The 25,440-nt window shown below is 39.9% G+C and carries 24 protein-coding genes and 1 riboswitch; of the genes, 17 read left to right on the plus strand and 7 right to left on the minus strand.

Going from position 1 to position 25,440, the window contains the following annotated elements; translation table 11 throughout:
• The 9 genes from F985_RS20815 to recJ all read left to right on the plus strand — a co-directional run bounded on the left by F985_RS20815 (window position 1) and on the right by recJ (window position 10,208).
• On the plus strand, window positions 1–1,980 hold the full coding sequence (locus tag F985_RS20815) for a 2-oxo acid dehydrogenase subunit E2 (protein WP_004704939.1): 1,980 nt from the start codon (window positions 1–3) through the stop codon (window positions 1,978–1,980).
• Between the two features lie 149 nt (window positions 1,981–2,129).
• Entirely contained in the window at window positions 2,130–2,402 is a 273-nt protein-coding gene (locus F985_RS20820) for a hypothetical protein (protein WP_004704942.1), read from the plus strand.
• 36 nt (window positions 2,403–2,438) lie between these two features.
• Window positions 2,439–2,595, plus strand: a riboswitch (yybP-ykoY riboswitch).
• 55 nt (window positions 2,596–2,650) lie between these two features.
• Window positions 2,651–3,226: a TMEM165/GDT1 family protein gene (locus F985_RS20825; protein WP_004704943.1), complete on the plus strand. Its 576-nt coding sequence runs from the start codon at window positions 2,651–2,653 to the stop codon at window positions 3,224–3,226.
• 269 nt (window positions 3,227–3,495) lie between these two features.
• Window positions 3,496–4,293, plus strand: coding sequence for an oxygen-binding di-iron domain-containing protein (locus tag F985_RS20830; protein ID WP_004704946.1), 798 nt, complete (start codon window positions 3,496–3,498; stop codon window positions 4,291–4,293).
• A gap of 92 nt (window positions 4,294–4,385) precedes the next feature.
• Complete coding sequence (locus F985_RS20835) at window positions 4,386–4,751, plus strand: YkgJ family cysteine cluster protein (protein ID WP_004704948.1); 366 nt, start codon at window positions 4,386–4,388, stop codon at window positions 4,749–4,751.
• 135 nt (window positions 4,752–4,886) lie between these two features.
• Window positions 4,887–6,353 (plus strand): IMP dehydrogenase, encoded by a 1,467-nt coding sequence (guaB, locus tag F985_RS20840; protein WP_004704949.1) that lies wholly within the window; start codon window positions 4,887–4,889, stop codon window positions 6,351–6,353.
• A 149-nt stretch (window positions 6,354–6,502) separates the two neighbouring features.
• The gene (gene glmM, locus F985_RS20845; protein WP_004704951.1) at window positions 6,503–7,840 is read left to right on the plus strand and encodes a phosphoglucosamine mutase; all 1,338 of its coding nucleotides are present in this window, start codon (window positions 6,503–6,505) and stop codon (window positions 7,838–7,840) included.
• Between the two features lie 10 nt (window positions 7,841–7,850).
• Entirely contained in the window at window positions 7,851–8,507 is a 657-nt protein-coding gene (pdxH, locus tag F985_RS20850) for a pyridoxamine 5'-phosphate oxidase (RefSeq protein ID WP_004704952.1), read from the plus strand.
• Complete coding sequence (gene recJ, locus F985_RS20855; protein WP_004704954.1) at window positions 8,508–10,208, plus strand: single-stranded-DNA-specific exonuclease RecJ; 1,701 nt, start codon at window positions 8,508–8,510, stop codon at window positions 10,206–10,208.
• Window positions 10,209–10,248: 40 nt separating this feature from the next.
• Here recJ and F985_RS20860 read toward each other — a convergent pair whose 3' ends face one another.
• Entirely contained in the window at window positions 10,249–11,016 is a 768-nt protein-coding gene (locus tag F985_RS20860) for a putative porin (protein WP_004704957.1), read from the minus strand.
• Window positions 11,017–11,407: 391 nt separating this feature from the next.
• Between F985_RS20860 and prfB the strand changes: the two genes are divergently transcribed.
• The 5 genes from prfB (at window position 11,408) to F985_RS20885 (ending at window position 16,257) form a co-directional block, all read left to right on the plus strand.
• Window positions 11,408–12,503, plus strand: a protein-coding gene (gene prfB, locus F985_RS20865; RefSeq protein WP_099143691.1) for a peptide chain release factor 2 whose coding sequence is annotated in 2 segments (ribosomal slippage) — window positions 11,408–11,479 and window positions 11,481–12,503 — 1,095 coding nt in all. Because the reading frame shifts where the segments join, the coding sequence is not laid out codon by codon here.
• Between the two features lie 199 nt (window positions 12,504–12,702).
• Window positions 12,703–13,005: an ArsR/SmtB family transcription factor gene (locus F985_RS20870; protein WP_002053977.1), complete on the plus strand. Its 303-nt coding sequence runs from the start codon at window positions 12,703–12,705 to the stop codon at window positions 13,003–13,005.
• A gap of 28 nt (window positions 13,006–13,033) precedes the next feature.
• Window positions 13,034–14,092 (plus strand): alkene reductase, encoded by a 1,059-nt coding sequence (locus F985_RS20875; RefSeq protein WP_004704960.1) that lies wholly within the window; start codon window positions 13,034–13,036, stop codon window positions 14,090–14,092.
• 168 nt (window positions 14,093–14,260) lie between these two features.
• Entirely contained in the window at window positions 14,261–15,553 is a 1,293-nt protein-coding gene (locus F985_RS20880; protein ID WP_004704962.1) for a 3-deoxy-D-manno-octulosonic acid transferase, read from the plus strand.
• Window positions 15,550–16,257: a 16S rRNA (uracil(1498)-N(3))-methyltransferase gene (locus F985_RS20885; RefSeq protein ID WP_004704964.1), complete on the plus strand. Its 708-nt coding sequence runs from the start codon at window positions 15,550–15,552 to the stop codon at window positions 16,255–16,257. The genes F985_RS20880 and F985_RS20885 overlap by 4 nt, the downstream gene beginning before the upstream one ends.
• On the opposite strand, the gene F985_RS20890 is transcribed toward F985_RS20885, so the two are convergent.
• Both F985_RS20890 and F985_RS20895 read right to left on the minus strand, forming a co-directional pair.
• On the minus strand, window positions 16,246–17,217 hold the full coding sequence (locus F985_RS20890) for a mechanosensitive ion channel family protein (RefSeq protein WP_004704965.1): 972 nt from the start codon (window positions 17,215–17,217) through the stop codon (window positions 16,246–16,248). The genes F985_RS20885 and F985_RS20890 overlap by 12 nt on opposite strands.
• Window positions 17,218–17,331: 114 nt before the next feature.
• Window positions 17,332–17,907 carry a DUF805 domain-containing protein gene (locus F985_RS20895; RefSeq protein ID WP_004704967.1) on the minus strand — a complete coding sequence of 192 codons (576 nt, stop codon included), beginning with the start codon at window positions 17,905–17,907 and terminating at the stop codon, window positions 17,332–17,334.
• Between the two features lie 294 nt (window positions 17,908–18,201).
• Here F985_RS20895 and acs point away from each other — a divergent pair, with 294 nt between their 5' ends.
• Window positions 18,202–20,151 carry an acetate--CoA ligase gene (gene acs, locus F985_RS20900; protein ID WP_004704969.1) on the plus strand — a complete coding sequence of 650 codons (1,950 nt, stop codon included), beginning with the start codon at window positions 18,202–18,204 and terminating at the stop codon, window positions 20,149–20,151.
• A gap of 40 nt (window positions 20,152–20,191) precedes the next feature.
• On the opposite strand, the gene F985_RS20905 is transcribed toward acs, so the two are convergent.
• Complete coding sequence (locus tag F985_RS20905; protein ID WP_004704970.1) at window positions 20,192–20,734, minus strand: cysteine hydrolase family protein; 543 nt, start codon at window positions 20,732–20,734, stop codon at window positions 20,192–20,194.
• Between the two features lie 105 nt (window positions 20,735–20,839).
• Here F985_RS20905 and F985_RS20910 point away from each other — a divergent pair, with 105 nt between their 5' ends.
• On the plus strand, window positions 20,840–21,253 hold the full coding sequence (locus tag F985_RS20910) for an Lrp/AsnC family transcriptional regulator (protein ID WP_004704972.1): 414 nt from the start codon (window positions 20,840–20,842) through the stop codon (window positions 21,251–21,253).
• Between the two features lie 92 nt (window positions 21,254–21,345).
• Here F985_RS20910 and sfnG read toward each other — a convergent pair whose 3' ends face one another.
• Window positions 21,346–22,458 (minus strand): dimethylsulfone monooxygenase SfnG, encoded by a 1,113-nt coding sequence (gene sfnG / locus F985_RS20915; protein WP_004704974.1) that lies wholly within the window; start codon window positions 22,456–22,458, stop codon window positions 21,346–21,348.
• Window positions 22,459–22,501: 43 nt separating this feature from the next.
• A complete protein-coding gene (gene msuE / locus F985_RS20920) occupies window positions 22,502–23,239 on the minus strand; it encodes an FMN reductase (RefSeq protein WP_004704976.1) in 738 nt (245 codons plus the stop codon).
• Between the two features lie 376 nt (window positions 23,240–23,615).
• On the opposite strand from msuE, the gene F985_RS20925 reads away from it, so the two are divergent.
• Window positions 23,616–24,266: a response regulator gene (locus F985_RS20925; RefSeq protein ID WP_004704978.1), complete on the plus strand. Its 651-nt coding sequence runs from the start codon at window positions 23,616–23,618 to the stop codon at window positions 24,264–24,266.
• Window positions 24,267–24,308: 42 nt separating this feature from the next.
• On the opposite strand, the gene F985_RS20930 is transcribed toward F985_RS20925, so the two are convergent.
• Window positions 24,309–25,076 carry a hypothetical protein gene (locus F985_RS20930; RefSeq protein ID WP_004704980.1) on the minus strand — a complete coding sequence of 256 codons (768 nt, stop codon included), beginning with the start codon at window positions 25,074–25,076 and terminating at the stop codon, window positions 24,309–24,311.
• Window positions 25,077–25,440: the final 364 nt, after the last annotated feature.

Consider the following 25,440-nt stretch of genomic DNA (forward strand, 5'->3'; position numbering starts at 1 on the left):
ATGCAAATTAAGACCCCTGATATTGGTGTAGATAAAGCAGTTGTTGCTGAAATTTTAGTAAAAGTTGGTGACAGTATTGCTGAAAATGACAGTCTTGTTTTGCTTGAGTCTGATAAAGCCTCTGTTGAAGTGCCTAGCACTTCAGCAGGAGTGGTAAAAAGCATCTTAATCAAGGAAGGCGATAGCGTAACTGAAGGTACGGTATTGTTTGAACTTGAAGCTGAAGGTGCAGCGCAAGCTGCTCCAGAACCAACACCGGCGCCTGCGGCTGAAAAGCCAGCTGCTCCAGCACCTGCACAACAAGCTCAAGCTTCAACTCAACCTGCTGCCACTACATCAACTGCAACTGTTGACGTAACTGTCCCTGACATTGGTGTTGAAAAAGCATTAGTTGGCGAAATCCTCGTTAAAGTGGGTGACCAGATTGATGTTGAGCAAAGCATCGTTGTAGTTGAATCTGACAAAGCAACTGTAGAAGTACCAAGCAGTACTGCTGGTATTGTAGAAAGCATTCAAGTTAAAGAAGGCGATACCGTTAAAGAAGGTGTTGTTCTTATTCAAGTGAAAACGACGTCTGCATCAAGTGCGCAAGCAGAAGCTCCTGCTTCTACAGCAGCTCCAGCTGTAGCCGCTGAACCAGTTGCTGCAAAGCAAGAAACTGTAGCGGCAGCTGCTACTCAATCTGGTCCAGTTGATATAAATGTTCCTGACTTAGGTGTAGATAAAGCAGTTGTTGCTGAAATCTTAGTACAAGTTGGCGATAAAGTTGATGTAGACCAAAGCCTTGTTGTGGTTGAATCTGATAAAGCGACTGTAGAAGTTCCAAGTACTGTTGCGGGTATTGTAAAAGCAATTCACTTACAAGCAGGCCAACAGGTTTCACAAGGCTTATTGCTCGCAACAATTGAAGCTGAAGGTCAAGCACCTGCAGCAGCTCCAGCGGCAAAAGCAGAAGCTGCACCAGCTCCACAGGCAGCAGCACCTAAAGCTGCAGCTCCTGCTCCGACTCAGGCTGTATCTGCTCCAGCGTCTGGTAGTGACAAGTTAACCAAAGAGCAAGAAGCCGAAAATGCTAAAGTATATGCAGGCCCTGCTGTACGTAAGCTTGCTCGTGAACTTGGTGTGATTTTGTCACAAGTTAAAACTTCTGGTGAGCATGGTCGTGTTGTTAAAGAAGATATCTTTGCTTATGTGAAGAGCCGTTTAACTGCGCCACAAGCGGCGCCAGTTGCTGCGGCTGCACCAGCGGTTTCGGGTTTACCAAAGCTGCCTGACTTCACTGCGTTTGGTGGTGTGGAAGAAAAAGTACTGACGCGTTTGCAGCAAGTATCAATTCCGCAATTGTCGTTGAATAACTTTATTCCGCAAGTTACTCAGTTTGATTTGGCTGACATTACTGAGTTAGAAGATTGGCGTAATGAGCTGAAAGGCAACTTCAAAAAAGAAGGTATCAGCCTGACGATTATGGCATTCATTATCAAAGCGGTTGCGTACTTGTTGAAAGAAGAGCGTGAGTTCGCAGGTCATCTATCTGATGATGGTAAATCAGTGCTCTTGCGTAATGAAATCCATATGGGAATTGCAGTAGCAACACCTGATGGTTTAACTGTGCCAGTACTTCGTAATCCAGACCAAAAATCAATTAAGCAAATTGCAGTTGAATTGGGTGTGTTGGGTCAAAAAGCGCGTGATAAGAAATTAACACCGAAAGACTTGCAAGGTGCGAATTTCACCATTTCAAGTTTAGGCGCAATTGGTGGTACAGCGTTTACACCACTTGTAAACTGGCCACAAGTTGCAATTTTGGGTATTTCACCTGCAACGATGCAACCGGTATGGAATGGTAAAGACTTTGATCCGCGCTTAATGTTGCCGTTGTCATTGTCTTATGACCACCGTGTAATTAATGGTGCAGATGCAGCTCGCTTTACAAATAAACTTACGAAACTTCTTAAAGATATTCGTACTTTATTAATCTAATTCTTTTAAATTATTAACCAAAACCTCGCTTCGGCGGGGTTTTGTTTTTGATATCTCTTTAATTAAATTTTGGGTTAATCTACAGATTAAGCAAGGCTTATTGAGCGTGAGGAGAAATTTCTCGTTATTAGGTAAAGGAGAAATAGTAAATGTTGGGTTTCCTGAAAATTATGTTGCCCTTACTGTTGATTGTATTTTTATTGATGGGAATATGGGTCAGTATTTTACACTTCCCGTGGGAATGGATGACTTATGTGGTGATGGGTTTTGAGGTGTTTGTAGCTACCTTGATTTTACCCTTTGAATATCAGACAGGAGTAAGTAATAACCATATTGGTTTCCTTCATATAAGTGCTTATTTTGCAGTGTTATTAGGTATTGCACGCTTATTTGTTTGGGCGTGGGTAAAATTTGTTGCTTGAATGTTTGAAAAATAGAGTGACTTGATTATAATAAATACATACTTCATTGGGGAGTAGCCGCTATTTACAGCAAATGTGAATAGGTGATGGTCAACATAATTGTTCAACAGAACATGGTCATCATATCTTAAACGTCTCATCGTTCCTGAGTTGGCAAGACCTTTGATTTACCACTCTGCAATCATTTTATGATATTTGGCTAGCAGGAGGGGTAGGTCATAGGCATTTATGCTAGCCAGAGAACTAATATGCAAGAATTTCTGATTTCTACATCGATTGTTGCCCTCGCTGAAATGGGTGATAAAACTCAACTATTGGCTCTGCTACTATCTGCGCGTTTCCGTAAACCAATTCCTATTTTAATTGCGATTCTTTTAGCCACACTCATTAACCATGGTATTTCTGCTGTGCTTGGGCAGTGGATTACAACTGTGTTAAGTCCTGAGATTTTGGTTTGGGTGCTCGCTGTTGGTTTCATTGGTATGGCATTCTGGATGCTTATTCCAGACAAGCTCGATGATGAAACTGATAGTATTAATAAATGGCAAAAATTTGGTGTTTTTGGTGCAACCTTTATTTTATTTTTCTTAGCTGAAATTGGTGATAAAACACAAATTGCAACGGTCGCTTTAGCTGCACGCTATGACAGTATTTTCTGGGTAATGCTAGGTACAACAGTTGGTATGATGATTGCCAATGCTCCTGCTGTATTTATTGGTAATAAACTGGCAGAACGTTTACCTATCTCACTTATTCATAAAATTGGTGCTGCTATTTTCTTAATTGTAGGTGTCTCTACGCTAGTACAACATTATTTCTTTTAAGATATTCAACGCTGCTATAAAAAACGCACTCGAATTGAGTGCTTTTTTTATAGGTCATTTTAGTAATTAAACTTGAAAATACATTTATTTAAGAAAGTCTTAGAAGATTATACAATTTCTTGATGATTCATTTATAGAATAAGAAAAGTAAAATCAATTTTAAAATATTATGAGAAATATCAATCAATTCATTGCAAGTACTTTAGAATCCCTTTATTTTAGTAGGGATATAAAAATATCTAATATTTAAAGTTTTTTTGGGGAATTGTATGGGGTTTGAAAAAACAACATCGCAGATACTATTTGATAATGGCGTACATAAATGTATTAGTTTTACCAGTTTGGTTAAAGGGGAAGGCATACAAGCCAATCAATTTTTAATTATTGATCATGAACGAGCAGCTGTAATCGATCCAGGTGGTGACTTGACCTACGTTCCATTAACGATGGAACTTAATAAATATACTCGTCTTAAAAATCTGGACTATGTAATTGCTTCGCATCAAGACCCAGATATTATTACTTCAATGCCTCGTTGGTTGGTTTATACCGATGCTAAAGTGGTTGCCTCTAAATTATGGGCGAGATTTTTACCTCACTTAAATTCATCATTTATGAGTGAGCGTATGAAAGGAAATTGGGAAGACCGTCTCATTGAGCTGCCAGATCGTGGTCAAGTGATTCAATTGGGCGAATCAAAGCTTGTCATGGTTCCTGCACATTTTCTACATTCGGTGGGTAATTTTCAGTTTTATGATCCAGTTGCCAAAATTTTATTTTCAGGCGATATGGGGGCTTCTATTGTTGAAGATGCAAGTCAGCCTCTCAAAGATTTCGATGCTCATGTGATGAAAATGAAGGCTTTTCATCAGCGCTATATGTGCTCAAATAAAGTCATCCGTTTATGGGTCAACATGGTTCGTCAAATGGATATTGAAATGATTGTGCCTCAGCATGGTACTCCATTTATTGGCAAAGAAATGATTAAGCAGTTTTTAGACTGGATTGAGACCTTGCCATGTGGTGTAGATTTAATGACTGAACAAATTTTCAGCTGTCCAACATAAAAAAGTTAAGTTCAATATCTTGAGTCCAATTTGAAATTTTTTTAGGATTCTGCGTCACAGAAAAAATTTTGATGACGAGAATTTGAATAAAAATGTTATCTCAAGTTGCGACTCCAGATGAGTGCCTTCGCTGTGGTGCATGTTGTGCACATTTTCGGGTTTCATTTTACTGGGCTGAGGCCGAGTTAATAGATGAACATCTTGTTGAACCTTTGACACCCGTTTATTCATGCATGCGTGGAACTAATCAGGCTCAGCCACGATGTCAGGCTTTGACGGGGGAAATTGGTAAAGAGGTGGGCTGTTCTATCTATGGTGTGCGTAGTTCTACCTGTAGAGAAGTACAGATTGCTGATGAACAGTGTAACAAAGCGCGTCTAGCGCACCAGTTGATTCCTCTGATTGAGGTCAACCCAGCAGATTCAGAAAATGATCATGACTATGATCAGGTGAGTTAAATATGAACTAACACTATAATAAGTGAGAAATATTTAGAGTAGGTGAATATCTATTGCTGAAAAAGGCAAAGATAATATGAAAATTGCATTGAAATTTGTTTATAATAGCTCACGGAATTTACCAGTGAGATTGTTATGCTGACCATCGTTCAAGAAGCGCTAACCTTCGATGATGTCTTATTACTTCCTGCCTACTCTACTGTTCTCCCAAAAGATGTCTCTCTAAAGACACGTTTAACTCGCGGCATTCATTTAAATATCCCATTAGTTTCAGCTGCAATGGATACAGTGACTGAGTCACGTATGGCGATTGCGATGTCACAAAATGGTGGTATCGGGATTTTGCACAAAAACATGGATATTGCTGCTCAAGCTGCAGAAGTACGCCGTGTGAAAAAATTCGAAGCGGGTATGGTGAAAGATCCTATCACTGTAACGCCTGAAACTACAGTACGTGAACTGATTGCAATTACCAGTGCTAATAACATTAGTGGTGTACCTGTTGTTAAAGACAGCAAGGTTGTTGGAATTGTGACAGGCCGTGATACGCGTTTTGAAACCAATTTAGAACAACCTGTTAGCAACATCATGACAGGCCAAGATCGTTTAGTCACTGTACGTGAAGGCGAGTCTAAAGAAAATATTCAAGCATTATTGCAAAAACACCGTATTGAAAAAGTCTTAGTCGTTGGCGAGAGCAATGAACTTAAAGGCTTAATTACGGTAACTGACTTCCGTAAAGCTGAGAGTTATCCAAACAGTTGTAAAGATGATCTTGGTCGTTTACGTGTTGGTGCTGCGGTAGGTACTGGTGCTGATACACCAAGTCGTGTGGAAGCATTGGTTGAAGCTGGTGTTGACGTTATTGTTGTTGATACAGCACATGGTCACTCTGCTGGTGTAATTGAACGTGTACGTTGGGTGAAACAAAACTTCCCTCAAGTACAAGTGATTGGTGGAAATATTGCAACTGGTGATGCTGCATTGGCGTTATTAGATGCAGGCGCAGATGCTGTAAAAGTAGGTATTGGTCCTGGTTCTATCTGTACTACACGTATTGTAGCAGGTATTGGTATGCCACAAATTTCTGCAATTGACAGCGTTGCTAGCGCACTAAAAGATCAAATTCCTTTAATTGCAGATGGCGGTATTCGTTTCTCTGGTGATATGGCTAAAGCGATCGGTGCTGGTGCAAGCACAATTATGGTCGGTTCACTTCTAGCTGGTACTGAAGAAGCACCTGGTGAAGTTGAATTTTTCCAAGGTCGTTACTACAAAGCATATCGTGGTATGGGTTCATTAGGTGCAATGGCTGGAGCCACTGGTTCTGCTGACCGTTACTTCCAAGACTCAAAAGCGGGTGCTGAAAAATTAGTACCAGAAGGTATTGAAGGTCGTGTTCCATATAAAGGCCCAATGGGTAATATCGTTCATCAAATGATGGGTGGTTTACGTTCATCGATGGGCTATACAGGTTCAGCTGTGATTGAAGATCTTCGCCAAAATGCGAAATTTGTGAAAATTACTTCAGCGGGTATGTCTGAGTCACATGTTCATGATGTAACGATTACTAAAGAAGCTCCAAACTATCGTGTTGGTTAGATTTTCGTAACTAAATCAAGTAAGAAAGCCGTCAGTACACTGACGGCTTTTTGTTTTTGGTGTAAAGTAAATCTGATGAAAAGAGATATGGCAAAATAGCCATATATGAAATAGGCCACGGTTGAAGTGGCGTAAAAATGAGATAAGCTATGAGTTATTTTGGAACGGATGGTATTCGTGGAAAATTTGGGCAAATGCCCATTACACCAGAGTTTGCGTTAAAGCTCGGGTTTGCCGCAGGGAAGGTATTAAAACGAAAAAGTCCAAAAAATAAACCGCTTGTTGTATTAGGGAAAGATACTCGTTTATCTGGCTATATTTTAGAGTCTGCTTTGCAAGCTGGGTTAAACGCAGCTGGCGTATATGTTCATTTACTTGGTCCATTACCTACACCTGCGATTGCACATCTTACTCGTGCATTACATGCTCATGCAGGTATTGTAATTTCTGCATCACATAATCCATATTATGATAATGGGATTAAATTTTTCTCAAGTGAAGGTAAAAAATTACCGGATTCATTACAAGAAGAAATTAATAAAGAATTAGAAAAGGATTTATTCATTGAGGACACTGCAAATTTAGGTAAAAGTGTTCGTGTAAATGATGCAAATGGTCGCTATATCGAATTTTGTAAATCTACTTTCCCTTACCACTTCGATTTAAATAATTTAAAGATCGTGTTGGACTGTGCACATGGTGCAGCCTATAGTGTTGGCCCTTCAGTTTTTCGTGAACTAGGTGCTAAAGTTGTTGCTTTATACAACGAACCAGACGGTTTAAACATTAATGAGAACTGCGGTTCAACACATCCAGAACACTTACAAAAAGCAGTGGTTGAGCATGAAGCAGATTTAGGTATTGCCTTTGATGGTGATGCTGACCGCGTGGTGATGGTTGATAAGTTTGGTAAATTAATTGATGGGGACCATATTTTATATATTCTAGCGACTCAAGCTCAGAAAAAACCTGTGGGCGTGGTCGGTACGGTCATGAGTAATATGGCACTTGAAGTAGCACTTGAAAAAGCGAAAGTTGGCTTTGTCCGCGCGAAAGTCGGTGACCGTTATGTACTACAAGCATTAGAAGAAAATGGTTGGGTTACAGGTGGAGAACCATCTGGTCATATTTTAACTTTAGATAAGAGCACAACAGGTGATGCGATTATTGCAGCACTTCAAGTGTTAACGGTAATGGTTGAGCAGAATAAAGCGCTTCATGAATTAGTCCAAGAGTTTAAATTGTTCCCACAAGTGCTGGTAAATATACGTTTAGAACAAATGCTTGATCCGTATTCTATTCCTGCATTGGTTACCGAATTTGATAAAGCAGAAGCACAGCTTAAAGGCCGTGGTCGTATCCTGATTCGTAAGTCAGGAACTGAGCCAGTCATTCGGGTCATGGTTGAAGGTGATGACGAACAAGAAGTGAATGCTTTGGCTGAACATTTAGCAAATGCAGTTCGTTCACAAGCACAAGTCGCATAAGGTGTATGGCATGAGTGATGTCATTAAAGATTTAAGCGAATTACGCTTAAGTTATGAACAAGGTGAGTTGTACGAGACGCAAGTCGCGAGTAATCCACATGAGCAATTCTTAGGTTGGTTTAATCATACCTTAGCTGCTAACTTGCACGAACCGTATGCGATGTCGTTGGCAACAGCAAGTGCGAATGGTCGTCCGCATGTCAGAACTGTATTATTACGTGGTGCGACAGAAGCCGGGTATGATTTCTATACCAATTATGACAGTCAAAAAGGCGCAGATTTGGCAGAAAATCCATATGCTGAGCTGCTATTTTATTGGCCGAGTCTAGAGCGTCAGGTACGTGTGGGCGGGCATGTTGTGAAGATTCCTGAACAGGAATCTACCGACTATTACCATAAGCGTCCACGTGATAGTCAGATTGCAGCTCATATTAGTACGCCTCAAAGCGGAAAGATCCAAAGTCGAGAGTTATTGCAACAGCGCTTCCAAGACTTGCAACAACAAGTTCAAAGCCGTGAAATACTCGATAAGCCAGAGTTTTGGGGCGGATATCGTCTGCAACCGGATTATTATGAATTCTGGCAAGGGCGACCAAATCGTTTACATGACCGCTTGAGTTATGAAAAAATCGACGGTCAATGGACGTTGCACCGACTGATGCCTTAAATGACAAAAATACAAATTAAAAAAAGACCTTTATTGACACGCCCTGAACAGTTTCAGGGCGTGCCTCCGTTTATTGCCGAGATTTTGGCAAGACGTGGAGTGCAATCTGAACAAGAACTAGAGCTAAAACTTAAGAACCTGCTTGCACCAGAGCTCAAAGGAATGGATGCTGCTGTCGCATTAATGGATCAAGCCATTGATGAGCAGAAGAAAATTGTGATTGTAGGCGACTATGATGCCGATGGTGCAACTAGTACAGCTCTAATGATGCTTGTGCTTCGCGACATGGGAGCACAGGTCGACTATTTAGTTCCAGATCGATTTAAATACGGTTATGGTCTTACTCCAGCCATTGCTGAACTTGCCCATCGAACTTATCAACCCGATCTATTAATCACGGTAGATAATGGAATTTCTAGCCATGCTGGTGTTGATGCAGCACATGCTCTAGGCATGCAAGTCATTATTACCGACCATCATCTAACGACCAAAGAGACCCCACTTGCTGAGGCGGTGGTAAACCCAAACCAATTAGGCTGTGAGTTTCCAAGTAAAGCGCTTGCTGGTGTTGGTGTTGCTTTTTATGTGCTTGCCAATTTGGCGAGTTTACGTAGTAGACAAGGCAAAAGTACTAGTAAAGTCACACAATATTTAGATTTAGTCGCTTTGGGCACTTATGCCGATGTGGCTGTTCTAGACTATAACAACCGCATTTTGGTCGATGCGGGCGTAAAACGCATTCAGCAATATCAGTGTCGAGTAGGAATCTTAGCCTTACTCGATATCGCAGGTCGGGAAGCTACTTCAATACGTGCTCAAGACTTAGGATTTGTTCTTGGCCCGCGTATTAATGCAGCAGGGCGTATGGAGAGCATGTGTATTGGGATCGAGTGTTTATTAGCAGATTCAATGGAAACGGCTTATCCCATTGCGCAGCAATTAAACCAGTTAAATATCGATCGCCGTCAAATTGAAGGAGAGATGAAGCAACAAGCTTTATCGGCCTTAGATACTTTGCAACTTTCACAGCAAGATATTCCTGCGGCGCTTGTTCTATTTGAAGAAAACTGGCATCAAGGTGTGATTGGTATTGTTGCGGGCCGTCTAAAAGAACAGTTCCATCGACCAACGATTGTTTTTGCACCCGATGAAGATGGCATTCATATTAAAGGTTCAGCGCGTTCAATTGACGGTGTGCACATTCGAGATACCATTGAACAAGTTGCCGAACAGCATCCTGAGTTGGTGAGCCATTTTGGTGGGCATGCTGCAGCAGCAGGTTTGACGATACGTAAAGAAAACTTTGAGGCTTTTAAAACAGTATTTAGTAACTGTGTGGCTTCAATGGATGAATCTATCTTTCAAGCGACCTTATGGACTGATGGTGAGCTCCCTGTTTCTGCTTTGCAGTTAGATACCTTGAACTGGATTGAACAGTTAGGCCCGTGGGGACAAAAATTTCCACTGCCTCAATTTGAAGGATATTTTAAAGTTATCGATTTCCGTTGGCTCAAAGAGACACACTTAAAACTTAAATTGGCTTTAGATCAATATAGTTTCGATGCAATTGCTTTTAACGCAGCAGGCCGCTTCGAGTTTGATCCTATGCGTGACCATGTACATTTAGTCTATGAAATAGACCGTAATGTTTTTAATGGTAATGTGAGTTTACAGCTGCGAATTGTGCATTTAAAACAATAAAAATCCGCTCAATTGAGCGGATTTTTTAATCTAGGTAAGATTAGAAGCGGTATGCTGCACGAACACCATAAGTGTTGTCGTTATCACCGAAACCAATACGACCTTCAACACTTACTTGCTGATTCAAGAATTTTTTAGCATTAATGCCCCATTCGTCTTTATCAGTTAAGTCATTGTTGTAGTAGTCCACACCTAAACTTAAAGTTTTATCGATGTAGTAGTCGCCACGAACTTTATATTCGTCAAGGTCACCAAACGCGCCGTAAGCTTCAAGATTTACGTCATGTTGACCAACTTGAGTTACGTATTTTGCACGAACGGTAGGGTCTGCGCCGTCTTTACCATCTTTTTCGTCATAACCTTTAACACCTAAAGCAAGTAACAAACCAGGTGCTGGTAAGTAACCTACTTCAGCCGCATAAGTTGTAACTTTCTGGTCGTAGTTTGTGTTGTCGATCTCACGTTCATTTCTGCCTACATCACCGCTAAGGTAGAAGTCAGTATTAGGAACATAGTATTCAACACCTACGCCGTATTGAGTATCTTTAGTACCGCTGTTATCGCCATAGTTAACGTGTGCGTTAACATTGCTTGCACGGTTTAAGAATGCTGCTTCAGCAAGCGGTGCATTACGTGTTTGAACAGGGTTGAAATAATATGTACCATCAACACCAAATTTGCTTACGCTGCTGCCGTTATCTGGATCAAGATAAGTGTAAGAACCACCAACTTCAGCTTGGTAAGCGTTTGCTGCGCCACTTACTGCAAGCGCAGATAAAAGAGCTGATGCAATTGCTAGTTTTTTCATGGAATCTCTCCCCTCTAAAAACGATTTTATAAATGTTTTGTTACAACTTTTAGTCTAGAGCAAAATCATTTAGCGTCAATCTTGCACGAGTAACTGTACTGTAACCATGTGCTTTTTTTGTAAATTTAATTAAATTAAGTTATTGATTTAATTATATAAATACACAATGTTTTATTTTATTAAAATTGAGGAGATTTTGTGTAGAAACTCAAAAATGCTGGAAAAGTACCCAATTTTGTATGGGGATGTTACGAATAAAGCTTAAAATCTTCTGAAAGAAATAAAAACTTTTTAAATTGAAAATATGAGTTAAAGATTAAAGCAGGTTCGAAGATAACCATAGCTATGATAAAATATTCGATTGTTTATCTGCTTTTATGGGAACACTCGCGTGGAAATTAATCCTTATCTAAACCAATTGAAAGACTTAACTGATCGTAGCCAAACACTACGGGGGTATCTTTGACTACGATCTGAAAAAAGAGCGTTTAGAAGAAGTTTTACGTGAGTTAGAAGATCCTGCGATCTGGAATGATCAAAACCGTGCTCAGGCAATGGCAAAAGAAAAGGGCGAACTGGAAAACGTTATTAATGTATTAGATGGCTTGTCTACACAGCTTGAAGATGCCAAAGCAATGCTGGATTTAGCTGTTGAAGCTGATGATGAAAGCTTGCTGGTAGATGTCCAATCTGAGCTTGGCGCTGCCGAAGAAGAATTAGCAAAACTTGAATTCCGCCGTATGTTTAGCAACCCAATGGACCCAAATCCTTGCTATGTCGAGATTCAAGCAGGTTCTGGTGGTACAGAAGCACAAGATTGGGCTTCAATGTTATTACGTATGTATATGCGCTGGATTGAACGTCACGGTTTTAAAGCAGAGCTTATGGAAGTATCTGATGGTGACGTAGCAGGGATTAAATCTGCAACGATTCGTGTAGAAGGTGAATATGCATATGGCTGGTTACGTACAGAATCAGGTGTACACCGTTTAGTACGTAAGTCACCATTTGATAGTGGTAACCGCCGTCATACTTCATTCTCTGCTGTATTTATTTCACCGGAAGTTGATGACAATATCGAAATCGATATTAATCCTTCGGATGTTCGTACTGATACTTACCGTGCATCTGGTGCAGGTGGTCAGCACATTAACAAAACAGATTCAGCAGTTCGTTTGACGCACATTCCATCTGGTATTGTGGTTGCGTGTCAGAACCAGCGTTCACAACATGCGAACCGTGATCATGCATGGAAACAGTTACGAGCAAAATTGTATGAACTAGAAATGCAAAAGCGTAATGAAGCGGCTCAAGCACTTGAAGACTCGAAGTCTGATATTGGTTGGGGTAGCCAAATTCGTTCTTATGTACTTGATGACTCTCGTATTAAGGACTTACGTACAGGTGTTGAAAACTCAAATACTGGTGCAGTTCTTGATGGTGACCTTGATCGTTTCATTGAAGCGAGTTTAAAGCAGGGGTTATAAGAGTTTTTCGAACTTTTAGTTCTCTAAAACTCTTAAATTTTTAGCGATTAAAACGGCAAAGCAGTTCAGTGATCGGAAGTTAATCGGAAAAATACGATATGAATATCGAAAAAAATAGATATGAATATCGAGAAAATGCGATATTATGTTTTCGAAATGCTGAACGAAGCTTTGTTCGTTTAAAAGACGTGTTGAGCCTATGGATATTGATGCAATTAGCAAAGCCCTAGCCAATCCTCTGCGTCGGCAGATTCTGCAATGGTTAAAAGAACCTGCGCATTATTTACCGGTAGAAGAGTGTGGTGGTAGTTTTGAAAAAGGGGTTTGCGCAGGTCATATTGAACGTTTGGGTAAAGTAGCTCAGTCTACAATGTCCAATCATTTGTCTGTATTACAGCAGGCCGGTCTCATTCAGGTCCAAAAATATGGACAATGGTCTTATTTTTCACGTAACGAAGCTTTGATTCAGCAATATATCGAACATTTAAAACAAACACTTTAAAACAAATAAAGTGTAAGTCGAGGCGATCATGGCTGAACTCAATACTCCCTTAACAGTTGGTGATTTTGAAATTAAAAATCGACTGGTAATGGCCCCATTAACACGTGCACGTAGTGGCGAAAGCCGTGTTCCAAACGACTTAATGGTGGAATATTATCAGCAACGTGCAAATGCTGGTCTCATTCTCACGGAAGCCACTGTGATTGGTTCAAAAACTGTGGGTTATGCAGATACTCCGGGACTATGGTCACAAGAGCAGGCACAAGCTTGGAATAAGATTATTGAAGCAGTTCATGCGCAAGGTTCAAAAATTGTAGTTCAGCTTTGGCATGTGGGCCGTATTTCAGACCCTGAACTTTTAGATGGTGATATTCCAGTTGCACCAAGTGCGATTCAACCTGCGGGTGAAGTGAGTCTATTACGCCCTAAACGCCCATTCGTAAAACCGCGCGCACTTTCAATTGAAGAAATTCAAGAAGTTGTAGCTCAATATAAACATTCAGCAGAACTGGCTAAAGCCGCTGGTTTTGATGGTGTTGAGTTGCACGCTGCAAATGGTTATTTAATTGACCAGTTCCTTCAAAGTAATACCAACCAACGTGATGATGAGTATGGTGGTCCGGTTGAAAATCGTGCTCGCTTGTTATTAGAAGTGGTTGATGCCTTTATTGAAGTGTGGGGCGCTGGCCGAGTAGGTGTACACATTGCACCGCGTGGCGACTCTCATGATATGGGGGATGAAAATCCGTTAGCGACATTCGGTTATGTGGTTGAACAATTGAGTCAACGTAATGTAGCTTTCATTTTCTCTCGCGAATACGAAGCTGCCGATAGTATTGGTCCGCAATTACGTGAAAAATTTAATGGTGTGTGGATTGCCAATGAAAATCTGACACCAGAGTCGGCAAAACGTATTTTACGTGAAGGTCAGGCAGATGCAGTATCTTTTGGTAAGGCTTATATTGCGAACCCAGACCTTTTACAACGTTTAGAGCAAGGTCTACCATTAAATGAAATTCAACCAACGACTTTATATGCTAAAGGCGCTGAAGGTTATACAGACTATCCTGCTTTAGAAGCTTCATAAAATCATTTTATTATTAAGTTTTTCTTTTTACTGAACTTGCTCTTTTGTGAGTTCAGTCAATGACTTTTCTTGTATATGGTAGAGTTTAGGTATCGAAACTCTGCCATTTTTTTTATCTATGTTATATTTTCCCCAGTTTTTAAATTTTGACTATTTGAGGCAAACCGCTTGGCGACCCCATTTTGGTACAACACAGCACTCCATTTATTAAAACCGTTTTATCGCTGGCGAATAAAAAGACGTGCAGAAAGTCTGGAATTATATCATCAGGAATGTCTGGAAAGATTTGGGCCGTTTGAAGATCCTAAAAACCAAAAATCCATCTGGTTTCATGCTGTTTCAGTTGGGGAAACCAATGCTGCACAGCCTTTAATCGAGCACTATCTCAAACTTGGGCAGCCGGTTTTAGTGACCAATACTACAAAAACAGGTCAGGCACGTGCCAAGTCACTTTTTTTAAAAGAGCCCTATCTAGATTTATTCCAAGCAGTTTATTTGCCTGTAGACCAAAAACCGCTTTTAAAACAATTTTTCGAGTCATACCAACCGAGACTTTTAGCACTAGTTGAAACAGAGCTTTGGCCAAATTTAATTGATCAAGCCAAGTTACAGCATGTGCCTTGTTTGTTGCTTAATGCTCGCCTATCTGAAAAGTCAGCAAAAGGTTATAGCAAAGTCTCAAGTTTAACTGCCGGTATGTTAAAGCAAATCGACTGGGTATTAGCACAAGATAGTGCAACCCGTCAGCGTTATGTCGAGCTTGGTTTAGATGAGCATAAAAGTCAGGTCGTTGGAAATATTAAGTTTGATATTCATGCGCCCGAGGCTTTTATAAAACAAGCTGCCCAATTGCATCAGCAGTGGTATTTGGAAAACCGTCAGGTTGTGACGATTGCCAGTACACATGCACCCGAAGAACAACAAATTTTGGAGGCACTTGCACCTCATTTAAATTCCAATCGTGAGTTGGTATGCATAGTTGTGCCTCGTCATCCTGAACGCTTCGATGAAGTATTTGAAATTTCTCAAAATTTAAATTTAGTTACGCATCGTAGAAGCATGGGGCAAAGTATTCATGCCAGCACGCAGGTTTATTTGGCCGATAGCATGGGTGAGCTTTGGTTATGGTACGCCTTAAGTCAGGTGTGCTTTGTAGGTGGTTCTTTAAATGAGCCGGGTGGTGGACATAATATTTTAGAACCTATGGTTTTAAATGTACCTACAGTGGTAGGACCTCGTTATTTCAACTTTCAAACAATTGTTGATGAGTTCATTGATGAAAATGGGGTACTTATTGCTCAAGATGCACAGCAGGTCGTTGATATCTGGCTAGCTTGTCTTGCAGAACCTGAAGCTACTGAACAGCTCGTTACACAGGCGCATAAAGTATTGCAGCGTAATCAAGGTTCGCTACAAAAACATATAGGGGTGATTAACAGGTATTTGGCCGAAAAACCATGAATATTGTTTTACTAGGACCTGAAGATACTCAGTCAGAAATCTGGTCGATTCATTCAAAGCGCCAATTACAACATTTACGTGAACATCTTGATATTACGGTTGGCCAAAATCTGAAAGTTGGTATTCGTAATGGCGCGCGTTATGTCACAGAAATTGTTTCGATTGATGAGCAAGAAGTGTGTATACGCCCTATTCGTGAAGAAGCAGTACCGGCAAAACTTCCAGTTCATTTAATTGTGGCTTTACCAAGACCTAAAGTTTTACGCCGTTTAATTATGGATAGTGTGACTTTAGGTGTTGAAAAGATAAGCCTAATTCATAGTTATCGAGTTGATAAAAGCTATTGGCAAACCCCATTTTTACAGCAAATAGATAACTACGTTACGCTTGGACTTGAACAAGCAGGTGACACCATCGTTCCTGAAATTCAAATGTATAAACGTTTTAAACCTTTTGTTGAAGACGTTTTGCCAACCCTCATTTCAGAAACATCTCCTGCCTATGTGGCTCACCCTTATGCTGATGAGAGTATGCCGAACGGTATTGACCATGCTTGCAGTATTGTCGTGGGTCCCGAAGGTGGCTTTATTCCCTATGAAGTTGATTTACTCACAAAAAACGGCTGCCAAGCTGTGAGCTTAGGCAACCGTATTTTAAGAACAGAAACGTCTATTTCTTATATTTTAGGGCGTTTATTTAGCTGAGTTCTCAGCATTCAATGGCAAATGATTTGCAGCCATTTTTAATTCCTGAATTGGGTAAGGAATATTAATGCCATTTGCATTGAAGGCTTGTTTTACTTCGGCTTGAATAGTGCTTGTAGATGATGAAATATCTGTCTCAGTGGTGTTAATCCACCAGCGTACCGTAAGGTTAACCGAGAAGTCTGCTAGAGCTGTCACGTTAACCGAGAAAGCAGGCTGACTCAGTACATTTCGGTCATTATTGAGAATATCTAAAATAATTTGTTTCGCTTTTTGCTCATCGTCGTCATAACCGATACCGACTACGAACTCACAGCGTCGTTGTTGGTAAGCCGTATTTACCGTTAAAGCACTCGTATAAACAGTTGCGTTTGGAATAACGATACGACGGCCGTCTGGTGAGCGTAAGAAGGTTGCACGAATCTGAATATCTTCAACAGTCCCTTCAAGTGAATTCACTACAATCGAATCGCCAATACGGAATGGCTCGCTCAATAAAATCAAAATACCTGAAAGCAGGTTTTGGAAAATATCTTTAAATGCAAAACCAATTGCGACCGAACCAATACCCAATGCACTCATGAGTTGGCCCGGCGTGAACCCTGGAATCATAATGACGAGAGCAATTAAGAAACCAAAGAATAAAATTGTTGTACTGCCGACACGGTTTAAAACAAGTACCAGATTTTGGCGAGTATAAGAGCGATTTTCTAAAGTCTTACGAACAAAGAACTTAAATAATTTGGTCAGTAGCCAAAAAATAATAAAAACGGTAATCGCAATGCAGATATAAGGTACACGTTCCCAGAAACTATCTACAATTTTGTCGATAGTGGTATATGCATCATGATATTTCTCGGTATGTGCTAAAACCGTTTGAGTGGTTTTAGTACCCGCTTCTTGCAACAGTTCGCCTGTATTTTTTGCAACATCCGTTAAGGATTTTTGTTCATCAGCCACGGCAAGTCTCGATTGAATAAATTCATGAAAGCTATTTTTCAGCTTCCATCATAGTAGGAGATAAAATGTGCGCCTACTATAATGAGTTCAACTAAATAATAAAGTGTTTTTTAATTAAAAGTATTGCGTTCCTTTTTGTAAGATTTGTGTTGGTGTTTCTAGGGTATCGGTCCCAGAGAAATAATAAAAAAAGCCTGCTGTGGAAATGAGACTAATTAAAATAGCGAATAAAATAAGCCAAGCCATCAGTTTTTCTATAAATGTTGAAGGTCGAGCTGGACCATATTGATTTGGACCTGCTGTACCAGAAGCAAGTAGTAAATAGATCATGAAAAAGAACTGTATGACGGGAATGAACAATAGTAATCCCATCCAGCCACTCTTATTTAGATCGTGCAAACGTCGAACAACCAGAACAATATTTAAATAAATCAAAAATAGCCAAAAAGCCCAGACCACTAAAGCACTTACGCCAGAAAGAGAACTGTAAAACTCAAAATTAAATAGATTACTTGAAAGCTGAAAACTTCCAAGAAATGAAGCCAAAATGAAATAACCTATGAGGGTGACTAAATAAATTAGGCCATAGCCACCCAAATAACTCATGCGGTTAAAGCGACCATGAATTGAAAAAGGACTGTCTTTAAATGGAAGTTGTGGTGGACGTGAAGAGGGCGTTTCGGCAAACATATTATTTTATTCCTGTGCTGCGTCTAAAAGGTAAAATAATCTTTGTTGATGGTCAAAACCATCAAATCTTTAAAAAATTATAAAAGTAAAAGCTATAGACAAATGTTTTAAATCAACTTAATTTTATAAAAATGTTCACAATTTCGTATGTTTGAGTAAGTGGTTAATATGTGACCAAAGTCGGATTGTCTAGGCTTTGAAACAGTCACCATACTGAAAAGGCATACAAATAAGATCCAGTAAAATAATAGCCACAGTCTCGAGATGGGATGCACAAGATCAAGGAAGTTGCGTATGAATGAGATCTATCCGGTACCAGAGGAATTTAAAAAAACAGCTCGTACTGTTGAAGCAGACTACTTTAAACGTTATCAACACTCTATCGAGAACCCAGATGAATTCTGGGCAGAGCAAGCTAAAATTGTCGATTGGATAAAGCCATTTACCCAAGTTAAAAATACCAGTTTTGACAAAGACAATTTCAAGATTGAATGGTTTGCCGATGGCGAGTTGAACGTATCAGCAAACTGCTTGGACAGGCATCTTAAAGAACATCCTCATAAACCCGCCATTATTTGGGAAGGAGACCATCCTTCTCGTCATAAAATCGTTTCTTATAAAGAATTACACGATGAAGTTTGTCGCTTTGCCAACGTTTTAAAGAAATATGGCATTGGTAAAGGTGACCGTGTTGTGTTGTATATGCCGATGGTCACTGAGGCTGCAATTGCGATGTTAGCCTGTGCACGTATTGGTGCTGTTCACTGCGTGGTATTTGGTGGCTTCTCGCCAGACTCGTTGGCAAGTCGTATTGAAGACAGCCAAGCTAAACTTGTAATTACTGCAGACTCAAGCCTACGTGCTGGAAAACTATTACCCCTCAAAGAAAACGTTGATTTGGCTTTAGCGTTGCCAGGTACCGAGTGTGTTGAAAATGTGATTGTGGTTTACCGCAATGCAAACCCGATTGAAATGAAACCGGGCCGTGATTTGTGGTATCACCTCATTATTATGGAGGTAGATGCCAACTGTCCTCCAGAACCAATGAAGGCAGAAGACCCTTTATTTATTCTTTATACCTCAGGCTCAACAGGTAAACCGAAAGGGGTATTGCATACCACAGGCGGTTATCTGGTTTATGTAACCAGTACTTTTAAAGAAGTCTTCGATTTAAAACAAGATGATGTGTATTGGTGTACAGCCGATATTGGTTGGATTACAGGGCATAGTTATCTGATTTATGGTCCGTTGGCAAATGGTACGACTACCTTAATGTTCGAAGGTGTACCTCAATATCCAACATGGGCACGTCTTGGTCATGTGGTCGATAAACACAAAGTCTCTATTCTATATACAGCGCCAACTGCGATTCGTGCCATGATGCGAGAAGGCGATTCGTATGTACGCGAAAGTAATCGTAGCAGTTTACGTTTACTTGGTTCGGTTGGTGAACCTATTAATCCAGAGGCTTGGAACTGGTACTACAATGTCGTTGGTGAAGGCCGCTGTCCGATTGTTGATACATGGTGGCAAACTGAAACAGGTGGTATTTTGATTGCGCCATTACCGGGTGCAACAGCATTAAAACCGGGTTCGGCAACACGTCCGTTATTTGGTATTCAACCCGCCATTGTAGATGGTGAAGGTAATGAGTTAGAAGGTGCGGCTGAAGGTAACCTTGTAATTAAAGATTCATGGCCGGGTCAGATGCGTACCATTTGGGGTGATCCTGATCGCTTTATTGAGGCGTATTTCTCTACCTTTAAAAATACTTATTTTACAGGTGATGGTGCTCGCCGTGATCAAGATGGTTATTACTGGATTACAGGTCGTGTTGATGATGTTTTAAACGTTTCAGGCCATCGTTTAGGTACGGCTGAAATTGAAAGTGCTCTTGTTTCGCATGAGTCAGTAGCAGAAGCAGCGGTAGTGGGCATGCCCCATGACATTAAAGGACAGGGTATTTGTACTTTTGTGACCTTACAGGCGGGTGTGCCAGAGTCGGAAGAACTGCGTAAAGAGTTAATCAACTGGGTGCGTAAAGTACTTGGACCAGTAGCTTCGCCAGATGCACTGCATTGGGCACCTGCATTACCGAAAACCCGTTCGGGTAAAATTATGCGCCGTATTTTAAGAAAGATCGCGGCAAACGAGCTTGATAGTTTAGGCGACACTTCAACCTTGGCTGAACCGGCTGTAGTAGATCAGTTAATTGCAACGGTTTATCCCGATAAGCAAAACTAATTTTAAAAAGCCCCATTTGGGGCTTTTTTATTGAGATTCATTAAGAGTTTGCTAAAAAGTCAGCAGTATTTTGTACATTCGCAAACGTACTCAGCGCAGTTAAAAAAGCTGTTTGTACGTCTTCAGCTTTTGTAGTCTTTCCAGCATAGCTTAAGTCACGTGTTGCAGTAGCATCTGCAATTAATATGGGTTGATAGCCAAGTTCTTTGGCTGCACGTGTCCCTGAGTCAATACACATATGCGTCATCATGCCTGTAATAATAAGTTGTTCAATTTGATGTGCTTTTAAAAGTTCTTCTAAATTGGTTTCTAAGAAACTATTTGGATAATGCTTTGTCACGATTAATGAATCACTGCCAGTACTAAGTTCAGGATGAAGTAAAACCCCATCTGTATTTTCTTGAAAGAAACTCGCTTGTGGCGGGTTAATATGTTGCACATAAATAATCGGTAAATTTTTCTCGTTAAAATATTGTTCAAGCTGCTTTATTTTATCGAGCGCTTGATCTGGTCCAACCAATTCCATTTTGCCATTTTTAAAATAATCATTTTGAACATCGATAACTAATAGTGCTTGTTTCATGAGAACACTCTTGTTTGTATAAGATAAAACAAGGTTATTCTCTACTGGCAAAATCGGCTATAGTCCTATGAAAGCATTAACGCCAGTTTTCTTTCGCCATGAAAAATGAATATTGAATTAGACCCGATTGATCTAAAAATTCTTGCATTACTCAAGCAAGATTCCCGCTTAACCAATAAAGAAATCGGGCAGCGAGTTCACCGGACGGGGCAGGCGGTGGGTACTCGAATTGCTCAATTAATGGATGCAGGGGTTATCAAAAATTACACCATTGCCGTTCAATATTCGCATAAACAATTTATTCATTTGCATCTAAATGAACAGCGCTCTTTTGAAGAAATTGAAAATTTAGTGAAGCAATACGAACAAATAGATGAATGCTTTAAAGTCATGGGCAATGCTTGCTACATGATTGTCAGTCATTTTGAACCTGCAGCATTAAATGAATTTATTGAGGTTCTTTCAAAATGGTGTCGCTATTCAGTTGAAACTGTCGTTCGAGAAGTTGAGAAACCTTAAAAATAAAAGCTCCAAGCCGAGTCTTGGAGCCAATAAAACTTTATTTTAGTTTGTTGTTTTTATTATCTTGCGCTGTTTTTAACTGGAGTTTTTTAGGCTGATTTCGCTTGGATTTCTACCTCCTTTTCCTGTTGAAGTTCTAACTCACGAACGAGCGGCAGAACTTTTTCTCCGAAATATTCCACCTCTTCAATAAAGTGTAAGAATCCTGAAAGAACCAAATCGACACCTACATTTTTAAGCGCCACAATACGCTCTGCAATTTGCTGAGGTGTACCAATCAAATTGGTTTTGAAACCGTCGTTATATTGCACTAAATCTTCAAAAGTTGATTTTGCCCAGTTACCTTGTTGCTCTGGAGATGCTGCACCTGCTTCACGAGTTGCATCGCCAAAAGCATTTACGGCTTCAGTGTTGGCTTTATCAATAATTTCTTGAAGTACCGCTTTTGCTTCTTCTTCGGTATCTCTAGCAATAATGAACGCATTTACACCAATTTTGACGTGATGATTATTGGCTTTAGCTTTGGTGCGAATGTCTTCGACCTGTTTTTGAATTTCTTCGACAGTATTGCCGTTGGTGAAATACCAGTCAGATACGCGTGAAGCCATGTCACGTGCAGCCCGTGAACTACCTCCTTGAAACACTTCAATATGAGGCTTTTGCAGAGGTTTTGGTTTAAGTGTGTAGTTTTGGAACTGGTAGTATTTACCATCGAAACTATAGTTATCTGTGGTCCAAATGCCTTTTAGCGTACGAATAAACTCTTCAGATCGGACATAGCGCTCGTCATGCTCTGGCCATTCCTCACCAATCGCATCAAACTCGCCTCTGAACCAGCCACTCACCACATTAATCGCAATACGGCCTTCCGTTAGATAATCAATTGTCGCGAGCTGTTTAGCTGCAAGTGCCGGTTTCCAAGGGCCGGGCAGAATCGCCGCAATCACCTTAAGCTTTTCAGTTTTTGCCAGTAATGCATGACTGAAACTCACGGATTCATGCTGGTTTTCTGCCCCATAGCCCGCCGTAAAACGAATTTGAGTGAGCGCATATTCAAAACCATTGTTTTCAGCTGCCTGAGCAAGTCGAACATTGTAGTCATAACTCCAGTCTGTACGCTGTTCGATGTTGCTCACAACAAGGCCACCGCTTACGTTCGGTACCCAATAAGCAAATTTAATCGGTTGTTGTAATTGCGTCATGGTGCGCTCTCCCATTCGTTATTTTTATTTAGCTATATTGCGCTTAGGCAACATGCGTTAATGATTTACCAGACTTATGATGCAAACGAGACTCTGCTGCATCAAGGTTTGGTACAGCTGCTGAAGGTAATACTTCTTCTTGCTCAATTTGCTTGTTAATACCAAGTTCTTGATTTGCTTGCTGAGTCTTAGATTTGATCACTTCTGCACGTTTACCTTTTGCTGGTGCCCATTCTAAAATTGGTAATGCACGAGCCACTGCTAGCGTAATACGGTCAGTTAGTTGCTCGCTTTTCACCGTATATTCAGGGGTAAAGTCGCGATCTGTTGCATATACGCCAATTGGTAAAGTTTGTGCTTGGAAGAAGCTAAATAATGGACGAAGCTGATGCTCTAGTACTAAAGCATGGCGATCACTACCACCCGATGCTGCTAAAAGTACAGGGACATCGACTAATGCTGTTTGTTCAACAAAATCGAAGAAATGTTTGAAAAGACCAGTAAAAGAGGCACGGTAAACAGGAGTACCGACAATTAGGGCATCTGCTGCTTCAACCGCTGCAAGATCATCTTGTACACGCTGCGGAAGTTGATTGCGATAAAATGCACCGCCAAGTAATGGCCCAATTTCGCTTAATTTAATAAAATGAACTTTAACATCGATTGCTTCTGATAATTCATCAAGAATGGCTTGAACCAGACTTTCGGTTTTAGATGGGGTATTTAAGCCACCAGAAACGGCAACAATATTTAAAGGTTTTGGTGATGTGATACCAGTCATAATTTGGTCCTAAGCCTAAAAAAGAACATTGGACTTATTAATCAACATCAACGATAAACTGTAAAATAACGAAATTGGTCAACCTTATCAGTTTTAAATATAAAAGATTAATAATGGATTTTTATAGTTTGGTTTTCTATTAAGCTGCTGTTTTTATTTTATATAATTATAGGTGATATATTTTTTATAATAAAAAAGAAGCTTATATAAAAAACAGATTAATTTTTATTAAAAGTTAAAAAACATCTGAAAAATTTTGTCTAAGTTATGCATTTATCAATATTTTGCATAAAAATGGATACGATGAACGTATCTTTCATCTAAATAGTAGGGTTACAATAGGCCATACTTATGCTCAAGATTACTTTAATCGCTTATGAATATTTTAATCGTTGATGATCATCCTTTGTTTCGTCATGCTTTAATTCAAGCAGTACGTTATAGCCTGCCACAGGCACAAATTCATGAAACAGCTTCGGTTGATGAGTTTTATGAGCGTTTGGAAAATGGGGCAGAACCTGACCTAGTGTTACTCGATTTAAATTTGCCGGGTGCTTCAGGTTTCTCCGCTCTTGTTTATGTAAGAGCTCAGTATCCTGCTATTCCAATTATTGTAGTTTCTGCGCATGAAGAAACTTCAATTATTCAGCGTGCAATTGCGCATGGCGCGATGGGTTATATTCCTAAATCGGCTCATCCAAGTCATATTGGTGAAGCGATTCGTCAAGTTTTAGATGGCGAAATTTGGTTACCACCAAACCTACCGTCAAATCTTAATCTTGATCCGAGAGCGGCAGATGAAACTGCTTTAGCGGAACGTATTCAGTCTTTAACGCCTCAGCAGTTCCGTGTTTTAATGATGGTTGCTGAAGGTTTGCTAAATAAACAGATTGCCTATGAACTCGATGTTTCAGAAGCAACCATTAAAGCGCATGTAACCGCTATTTTTAGAAAATTAGGTGTACAAAATCGTACCCAAGCTGTATTAGCAATTAGCGCATTAAATATTGAAGATAAGAAAATTTAAAAATAAAAAAAGACCTCAATTGAGGTCTTTTTTATTTTCCACTTAGGCAAGACAATCTTGCTTAGGTGTGAGGCTGTCGCAGTACAGTGGGTTAAGAGCACATTGCAAATCATCGATCTGTTCTTGGGTCACATAGCCTTTACTTTTTAAATATTCAGCTACACGGTCATCACGCAAGCTTAAGAAAGCTGCATCATAAACACCTAAATCAACAAACAGAGCAGCTGTTTCCAGACTGTTGAATCGATCAAGGAAAATGTCATTGCCATACATTAAGAAGATATGGTCGAGTTTTGCTTTTTCATCAACATGCAGACGTTCAGCAAGTTGATGTGGAGGTGTTTTAATAAACAGTAAGTCAGAAAGCTCATCAAACTGAGTCATATCTAACAGGTTTTCGCCAAGTTTGACATGACCTAGCCAAGCTTTGAAAACTAAAACAGCGCCACCACGTAGAAGCATACTCCAGATTTGATGACGTGTGTCATGGTCAAGATTTTCACTTTCAGCACTAAGAACTTTTAGAAAATTCTCTTCCTGTTGAGCTAACTTATCAAATAAACCTAAACCTTGAGGATGATAAGCAGCAGGTGCAAATACATCAAAATTTAGATCATGAAATACATTAAGCGCGAGTGGTACAGTACACTGATAAATTGTATTGAGTGCTTTGATATGCGATTCGCTAAGCTTGCTATGAGGAAAAATACTTTGCCAATCTAATTCTGGAAGTAAGGCATTAGCACTATATTGACGATAAAACTGTTGAGATGAAAGTTGCCCTTGCGGGTTGTTATCAGAAATATTCATGGCAGTTGTCCTTTGCTTTAATTCAAGAGCTGGCTATAGGCAGAAGTAAGTTCAAATATAAAATACGTTTGGGATATTTATGTGCTATGAAGAATGCAAGTAGAATACGACTAAAGTCTTATACGGTGTTTTTAAGTAAATAATATTTTTAAAAAACATTGGTTTATTAAATTGTAACTAGGTGTACACGTGTTCACTTACAAAAAAGGTGAGCTTTGCCATAGGAAAGTAAGCATTGGAAACTTTGGTCAATCATTCATGGCCTAAAAGAAGACTTTTTGAGCAGTTCTGCCTATTTGCTTAAATTAACCACATAATTTTTGCCAAAAAATATCTCCCAAACCTATAGAAAGCTTGGGGGATG

The organism is Acinetobacter seifertii, assembly GCF_000368065.1.
GTDB classification, from domain to species: Bacteria; Pseudomonadota; Gammaproteobacteria; order Pseudomonadales; family Moraxellaceae; genus Acinetobacter; species Acinetobacter seifertii.